Raw genomic sequence first — 696 nt, forward strand, 5'->3', positions numbered from 1 at the left:
CGCCCGACCTCAGCAGATTCGGCCCCCGGCGTGGCGGGCGCGCCCCACCCGCTACAATCCGCCTCTCGCGCGGCTGTAGCTCAGTGGATAGAGTATTGGCCTCCGAAGCCTATGGTCAGGGGCCGGCCTCGCGCAAGTTAGACTATTGGTCTCCAACAGCCACGCGGCTGTAGCTCAGTGGATAGAGTATCGGCCTCCGAAGCCTATGGTCAGGGGCCGGCCGCGCAGCAGATAGACTATCGGTCTCCAACAGCCACGCGGCTGTAGCTCAGTGGATAGAGTATCGGCCTCCGAAGCCGAGGGTCGTGGGTTCGATCCCCGCCAGCCGCGCCACAGCTCACTTTTTCAGGAAGTGACTGCCAACAAAAGACCATCGCCAGTTCGTTCTGTGTCAAATCAGAGAATCTCGAACTGGCTTGGAGACCGGTAGTCACAGGCCGTCAGCGCCGCCTCCATGGCCCACCGGTGGCCCGAACGTGGCCCGGCACATCGTTCCTATTGCCGACTAGCGCTGTTGACCGACCAAAAGCCCTATGGCCTGAGGCAACGCTCTAAACCTAGAGGCTTGGCTGGAGTTGACCCAGTTCCGTGGACGGTTTCTGGTTTGATTCTCAAACCGTCTGGGGTGCTCCGTCGGCATGGTCTGCCTCATGCTTACGGGCATCGAATTGCATCTGCTGGCTCCTTTCAAAGTTC

1 tRNA gene is annotated in these 696 nt (G+C 60.5%); it reads left to right on the forward strand.

Annotation, left to right across the window (positions count from 1 at the left end):
• The first annotated feature begins 257 nt into the window (after nucleotides 1–257).
• Nucleotides 258–333: transfer RNA gene (locus IM725_RS20020), tRNA-Arg, on the forward strand.
• Nucleotides 334–696: the final 363 nt, after the last annotated feature.

The organism is Ramlibacter aquaticus, assembly GCF_015159745.1.
Taxonomy (GTDB): domain Bacteria; phylum Pseudomonadota; class Gammaproteobacteria; order Burkholderiales; family Burkholderiaceae_C; genus Ramlibacter; species Ramlibacter aquaticus.